General features: G+C 32.8%; 4 protein-coding genes. All 4 read left to right on the top strand.

What is annotated here, in order from left to right; translation table 11 throughout:
* Window positions 1-309 precede the first annotated feature (309 nt).
* The 4 genes from AACQ81_RS17960 to AACQ81_RS17945 all read left to right on the top strand — a co-directional run bounded on the left by AACQ81_RS17960 (window position 310) and on the right by AACQ81_RS17945 (window position 7,714).
* Window positions 310-1,971 carry a hypothetical protein gene (locus tag AACQ81_RS17960; protein WP_237385802.1) on the top strand — a complete coding sequence of 554 codons (1,662 nt, stop codon included), beginning with the start codon at window positions 310-312 and terminating at the stop codon, window positions 1,969-1,971.
* A 215-nt stretch (window positions 1,972-2,186) separates the two neighbouring features.
* Complete coding sequence (locus AACQ81_RS17955) at window positions 2,187-3,503, top strand: hypothetical protein (RefSeq protein ID WP_237385801.1); 1,317 nt, start codon at window positions 2,187-2,189, stop codon at window positions 3,501-3,503.
* Window positions 3,504-3,536: 33 nt separating this feature from the next.
* Complete coding sequence (locus AACQ81_RS17950; protein WP_237385800.1) at window positions 3,537-5,084, top strand: hypothetical protein; 1,548 nt, start codon at window positions 3,537-3,539, stop codon at window positions 5,082-5,084.
* Window positions 5,085-5,797: 713 nt separating this feature from the next.
* Window positions 5,798-7,714, top strand: a complete 1,917-nt coding sequence (locus AACQ81_RS17945) for a hypothetical protein (RefSeq protein ID WP_237385799.1) — start codon at window positions 5,798-5,800, stop codon at window positions 7,712-7,714.
* The last annotated feature ends 515 nt before the right edge of the window (window positions 7,715-8,229 follow it).

Below are 8,229 nucleotides of genomic sequence, written 5' to 3'. Positions count from 1 at the left end.
GGGTACCACAGTGGTGCAGAAGGAACCCTGTATTTCGAATATTATGTAGAAGATGATAATGGAACGCGCACTTATAGCAAAGTTTGGCAAGTTGATCTTAATACTGTACAAGTAGGACAAGATCCAGATTATCTGCGGGGATGTTCAGCCGACTTCAATTGTTGATTGAATAATGGATAATAATTTTTTAACTTTAAATAACTCCACCATCCATAGATGGTGGAAGTAAGAATTACTGTTTTTTAAATTGAACTTTATTATTTGAAATTATTTTTCATTAATTTTATAATTAATGAAATGGGGGATAATATGAATATATCAGATGCACAGCATAATTTATGCAATAATGGGGAACTTTGTGTATCCATAAAGTCAGGTTCAGATGTTATTATTGGACAAGTTTGTTATTTAAAAGTAATACTCTCGGCTGATCAACCCATACTTGAAAAAATAAGTCATATTTTAATAAAAGATGGTACTAATTCCATTCAAGCAATTAACATTGATGATTGGAGAATAAATTCTGATAAAACCTGTGGCTATGCAACATTTCAATTGCAAATTAATCATCAGCTGATCGCAGATGTACCAGTTAATTATACTGTTCATGCTGTTTCGCTTTCAGGTAAGGATGTACAAGAAATTACACCGAAACAAGTCAGCTATACAGCAAAAAAAATAGCAAGTGATAGCCACATACATTTGGATTATGATAAAAATTATTTAATTACACCAATAACAGAGAATAGTACCAAAGATCCACATAATGAGTATGTTGTTATTTCTTCTATAATAAAAGATAACAAAGGAAATTTACTCAAGAATGTTGGTGTGACAATTAGTGCTATGTCCAACAAAGCGATTAATCAAGTTATTTTTACTACAGATGGGGAATTGCCTGAAGAAATTCCCGTTGAGACAGTAAAAGAGACACAATTTATCACAGTTTATTCTGATTTAAACGGAAACATTAAATTTAGAATTTATCCTAAGAAAGATACAGCAGTAAGATTAGAGTTAATGACAGCAATTCTAGGAGTGACTAGATTTACCCTAGAATATGCTTTATATATAGTAACACCCTCAAATGGTATAGGTACATTAGGTTATCCGATAATACGAGAATTAGATTCTGATAATTGCATAAGACAGAATTTAAGATCTTCTTCTAAAAGTTTCCATGTAAAAATACCTAAATATTCTAATTATCAGGATGGGGATGCTATTTTATTTTTTGTACAAAAAAAAATTGGTGATAAACCAACATTGCTTCAGCCTATATCTACTTTTCAGAGTGAAGATAGTGTAGGTAAACGTATTTTTTCATTTCCATATAACTCTTTCCCACTAAAAGAAGAGGTTGGTTTTTATTATGTTATTTCACCAGTAGATGGACAAATAAACTATAGTTATCCTATCTCAGTAACATATTTGGGAGGAGAAGAAAAAAATCCTAAAGAGCAAATTTATAGACAATATGATAAAGTTAGGGTTTATGATAGTACTGTAGATTTACCTATTGACTTATCCAGTAATGAAAGTTTGGTTGATGAATATACACCGGTTAATACAGCTTCAATAAGCTTCCAAAAAGACTACGAGCATGTCGATATTAATAAAGCTGTTGGTCTGTATGTTATAGTACCAGCCTCTAAGTACCCAAATAATAAATCATTGCCAACGGTTGGTCAGTCTGGTGGTGTAGATCTTTATTATACATCTGACACTAGAAACAATCAGAAATTTTATAAATTCAATCTGGAGAAAGAAGGTGGAAATATAGTGCCAATACCATATTGTGCTCTTAGTCGGGCAACAAATTATAATGGTGAATATGGGGAATTATTTTTTGATTACTATATTGATGATGGAAATGGTACCAAAACTTATAGTCATATTTGGGTTGCAGCTATTGGCACTGAAACAAACATGCGAGATGATAACCTTGAAGGTTGCTCACCTGACGCATAAACATCCCTAATAAAATAAAAGTGTAATCTATATTTTATTTTATAATAGTTGGATTTTTTATAAAAATTCAGCTTTATTATTTTTATGGCGTTGTTTTTATTTAATGGTGTTTCTATGGTTATCGGGTGATAACTATTTTCTATTATACATTTAATTAAGTTATCTGTTTAATGTGCAAGAGAAAGGTGGTTATTAAACAATTAATAGAGGATTATATGATAAACAGTCAATTTGATGAACTTAGAGTAAAAGTTCATATAAATAAATCTTTTTGTTATACGCCAGATAAAAATGAAAATATTGAAGATATCAAAGATAATTTCATCCGCTATTCTATGAAAATGACCAATATATCAGATAAGTCAATGAATAATAATATTTTTCATATTTATTCATCTATTGGTGATTATATAGTACATAAAATTACTATTACGAATGAACCATCAGGAGATCAGGCTCTTAAAATTATTCCCCCAGTTACTTCAGGTGATAATATTTTTGTTCCTATTCCCATTGATTCAGATGGAAATGTTAATTTTAGAGTTTATCCCAAAAAAGGTATTCCTTCGAAAATTCAATTAGGTGTTGAGTTACCAGGAAAAAATATTATTTTTTCTGTTCCTGACATCTATATTATTAGTCATAAACCCAGTGATCAAAGTTTACTAATTTCAAGAATAATAATACCTGATCTTGATGATGGCAATCTCAGTGCTTATGGTTCAAACCTGATGTTTGATGTCAAAGTTCCTAACTATGATAGTCCATCGGATGGAGACACTGTGCTATTTTTCACCAAGGATAATAATGGAAATTCTTTTCCTTCAGTGAAAAAAATCAGAGAACCATTTTCTAGTTATTATAATTATCAAATTTATTATGATGATTTTGAAATAAATAAACCATCAGAACTGTATTATGTGGTTGTTACAGTTGATGGACGTAGCCTGTATTCGGAAAAATTAGATTTCACTTATATCGGGGGGGGAGATAATAAACCATCAGATCGAATAAATCGCGTTTTTGATAAACCTATTGTGTATTCTAGCTGGGCAGACCCTAACAGCCATCCTCCTTTGAATGAAAACGATAATGATAGAATATTATCGGAAACATACTACATTAACAGCTTAAATATAAAAAATCACAAAAATAATGGTGGTTATAGTTTATTTATAAAGTTAATAGGAACAAATGATGAAAATGATGTAAGCAAACCAAAATTCGGCGATAAAATTCATTTTAAAATGTATCTGAATGGGGGGTTGTATAATGGAGCGGGTCGATATGATAAAGATGTAAATAATTATAAAGAAATCTCTTGCGAGATTAATAAAGTTGCAGATAACAATAAAGGAAATACATCTACTACTGTTATTTATATAGATTATAACTCAATTATAGATTTTTCACATGACTCAAATCAAAATTCCGCAATAATCTATTTTGAGTACTATGTTTTGGGCGATAATGGACGAACATATAGTCATACATGGGAAAGTCGAATTGAAACAGTAGGTAGTGAACTTTGACATTTTTAATAAATTAAAAATAAAGGAATAACCATGAGTAAAAAAATTAATACTTCTGTAGAGAATAAATCAGATGTAATAATAGGCCAAACATTCTTTCTTGATATTATTTTGACTTCTGATGAACCAATCTCAAGTGATGCCAGCATTACGATAAAAAAAACGAATAATGTTGATCTTCAAGATTCCATTCCACCAATAAAGCTTTATGATAATGGAACTAAAGGCATTATAACTATTCAACTATATATTTATGATGATGTTATAGATAAAAATTTAGTTCAATTTTATATTGAGCCAGATTCGAATGCAGTAGGTTTTCCAGAACAGAGAGTCGAGTATATTGCACGAACACTTGACAAATCTTCATTGCGATTGAAAACGGGAGCTGACTTTCTAAGAGTCCCTACTCATAAAAATGTCCCTTCTGATGGGGTTGATGGACGATATTTTACTAAAGTTCATGCAAAAGTGCTAGCTGGGGATGGAACAACAGGATTATCAGGTACTCCTATTGATATAGTTGATATAGATAAAGTATATGACAGAGTCAGTTTTTATAAATCTAAGTCTGATGAAAAATCTAAAATAGAAATTAGGGATATGGTGAATTTCAATGGGTTTACCATAAACACAGACAATAACGGTTATTTAGAGTTTTATGTTTTTGCAAAACAAGAAGATGCGGTCGTCTTCAATCTTTATTCTTATATAGCGGGTGTTAGTGGTACAATTTCATCTGACAAAACTTTATATATAATTGATAGTAGTCCAGTAGATCAATCTCATACATTGATGCCTCCAGAAATTAAAGATGAAATTAATGGAAAACTACATCCAACTACAGATTCTCCAACATTTTCTGTTAAAGTACCAATGTATGATGATGCATCAAGTGATGATACGATTTTTTTCTTTGTTGATGGCTTGATGGTTGGTGATGCCATTCCATTGACAAATCTCCCAGATCAGTTGAACGATTTCCCTATACCTTATAAGAAAGCTTTTTTAGATAGTAATAAGGATTATTCGTTTTTTTACATAATTATTAAACGTTCCGCCGATAAATTTGTATCAATTCCTCAGGATGTAACATATGTAAAATATCAACATCCAATGGATAATATTTATGAAAAATGTGAGATTTACTCTAGCTATGGAGTTGATCCGAAATATTTAATTACTGAAAATGATATAGTAAATTGTAATGCAATATCTAATTATAAGCAAAATAAAGATCACGCAGGACTATTTGTAAAAATACCGGGTTCCAGTGGTTCTAATGATACAACAAAAGTCCCTTCAGGCTCTGAAGTCTCTTTAACATTGCATATAAGAGCTAAACAAAAAAGCCTGGATCAGCCTTTGGGTACAATAAAAATGCCAAATTCAGGTAATAATATAATAATAGATGTTTCCCAGACATATCTTGCAGGTACTGATTCATATGATGAGGATCATCATGGTCAGATTAATTTTTCTTATACTGTTAGTAAAGATGGAGTTGCACTTGGCAATGGTACCACCTGGAAAGGAAAAATTGATACTCAACCTGCTGCTCCGGGGTTGCAATGTGAATAACTGACATTAAATTAATGATTTTTAATAACACTCATGGCCTCTTATTTTTTATAAGAGGCCAATTTATACCTATCAGAATTTAAATATTAATTTTAGATATAGCTTGTATTTAAGACATGATTATTCCATTTGAATAACATTCAAAAATAAAAACTAGATTATATATTTTATTATTATATGCCCGTTAAAATCGCTTATTATAATCACATATTTTCTCTGATCGTCAATCATATCGATTGTCAATAAAACCATAATATCTGAATATTTTCATTTAATAATAAAAGACATAATTTACCCCTACCTCTGTCAATATCATCCGTAACATCATTTAGTTTTTAAAACGTAATTAAATACATGGTAACACATAGATTATTACACTAATATATATTATCCATTAATAAAACCTAAAAATCCACTTCCTACCTTTCTCTGTATAAAATAAACTCAGATTACTCTATAATATCGGGTGAAATTATAATTCAGTGTGATTAAAAATCATTATCACGCATCTTTATTTTATTTATTTACTTACTTTTTTTACAACTCCGTCATTACTCACAACACCATTAATTATAACAACAAAATTATATTTATGGCATGAATATGCGATAAGTTATTTTCATTAGTTAATTTCAATAATTTAATTTACACTCAATCTTCACTTTTAATTATAAATAAACTCCATATCTACCAATAAAAATAAGGATTTAATTATGAGCGGAAATAACTCTCTTCCTCTTCCTCTTTTACCTCAATCCGACAATGGCATTTTGGATCTATCTAAAATAAAAGGGGATATAATTCAAATATTCGTACCAGTAGGCTCTTATCTTATCAAAGAGGACAGTATTACGGTTCACTTTAAATTCTCAGGTAGTTCTCAAGATGCTTTCAGTGGACCAACTTTGACGATAGCTAGCATACCTAGTAATTATTACGAATTACATGTTAGTAAAGATCAACTCAAAGAACAAAAGTATGACGTTAGTTATACAACATCTGATACTGCTGAGAATATAGCTTACTCACAGTCTGTGAGTATAAATGTTATTAAACAGCCCGTAGTAACAGAAAAACCTTTTATCGTCATGGGTGCACGCTCCATTCTTTACACTTCGGCTAATGCTCTCTTTGGACCACAGTGCTTGACTGCGTGGGATGAGGAGGGAAATCCCGTGTCAGTTACTTGGCAATATAGTGATACTCCAAAAGCCAATGTAAGTTGGCAGTATAATGATAAAAATTATCACGCAACTATAAGTGATCATTTCTATGATAACGCACCAGATATACCAATAGCCGTTACTTCTCTTCCCAGTGGGAAATATATGTATATAATAAACCCCATTAATATTTTTGGTAATGGTGGTACAGCAGCCCGTGATAACCCTTTTCGAGATACTCCTCCAGGTAAACCAGTCGGTGTTCCAGAATCTTTTGCATCTAGTTTCGCCGCATTAACTGATTCCGGAAATCTATACGCCTGGGGAGCAATAGAGAGGGCGCCACAAGTGACAACTGGTGGCCTGACCGACTCGAATGTGAAAAAAGTAGTAGCATCTGGATACGGTTATGGAGCCTTACATAACGATGGCAGCATAACACTCTGGTCTACAACAACGTCGATGCACATGTCACCACCACAACAATCTCAATCTAAAAAATACATTGATCTTACAATGGGCGGTCTGAATGTCCTGGCCATGACAGAGGATGGTAATATTGATATATGGGGCATGGGAGCAAGGCAACAGCCGTCAGTGAATCTGGGACCTGCTGAAAAGACTATCCTTGTCGGAAATGATGATGCTGTCTTTGGCTTTAATACTGAAACTCAGCACTCATTATGGCTCAGAATGGATGATGAGGTTCCTAACGGTTGGTTAGGATTTCCATATTCAACGATACTAGGTCGAGACTACAGTTATCCTCGTGCAATTGTACCTGCTGGGTGTTATTTCACGTTTATCCATAAGGATGGTACAGCAGAGCTTTTAACATTCGCAGCGCCTATTCCTCCTAAATTTGATGGTATCTATCCAGTACCCGGAGATTTAGCCATTCAATCAGTTAATCCTTCTGAGTGGGATATCTTAAATGGTGAAAATGAGCTGAATATTATTGAGAACGTGCGAGGTAGAGCAATTCTGGGTACTGACAATAAGTTGACGATGACTCTGAATGTACCACCAAATCCACCTTTCGACTTCATTAAGACATACGATAATATCACAGATATATCTGGTAATTACGAATGTGTCATGTTTAGGACACAATCCTATAAAGCCCAGATATCCCATGATTACAATATAAATACACCCTCTAAGTATGAGCCACCCAGCGGATGTAATGAGAATATTGTTCAGGTAACGTGTACAGCAAATGCATGTGCTGCATTACACAAAGATGGGACAGTAACCGCTTGGGGAGAAAGCGATTTTGGCGGTGATTGTACAAATGTCAAAGATCAATTGAAAGATGTAAGGGCTATCTACGCGACAGGAAGAGCATTTGCAGCCCTGACAGCGGATAAAAGGGTCGTGACCTGGGGATATGAGCCAGGTGGCGGAAATAACAGCGAAGCAAATATTGATAATCAGATTAGCTATTCAACATATATTACAAATTAATGTACTAATTCTCATTAATATTAGCTGGTTATTCAATTTGTTCTTAAATAAATACCGCCTCTTATAGAGGTGGTATTCATCATATGTTATTTAGTGAATCCATGGGGTATAGACAAATTACTTATTACCTGTACCAAATTTAAAAATAATGAAACTGCAGATAGTATGGAGATATCCTGATTATCATAGTCGGATTCTGTCAGAAGAAAAGAAATCTCAATTGGAAAACACGAAGGCTATCCCTATCCCTATACTTATAGAACTATCGACCAGAACGGTCTATCGCACCACTTAAGTGCACACCCGTAACTGAAGGTCACCAATACAGTGCAAAATATTTTAAAACTGGCCTTTATCCTATCCATTCTCTAGCCGCCAAAAAATCATACTCTGATATTAAAGACTTTTTAAAAGTTGGCACGCTTTTCGCATTAATCTTTGCATGAGTAATTTCACAAAAATTGACTGTGCAGAGATACACAATCGCCCCTAGATAAAACAGCAGTTTTCTTGCA

It is taken from the genome of Xenorhabdus sp. Sc-CR9 (assembly GCF_963897815.1).
GTDB lineage: Bacteria > Pseudomonadota > Gammaproteobacteria > Enterobacterales > Enterobacteriaceae > Xenorhabdus.
Note: the sequence above shows the minus strand (reverse complement) of the source record. Positions and strands in the feature narration are given on the sequence as shown.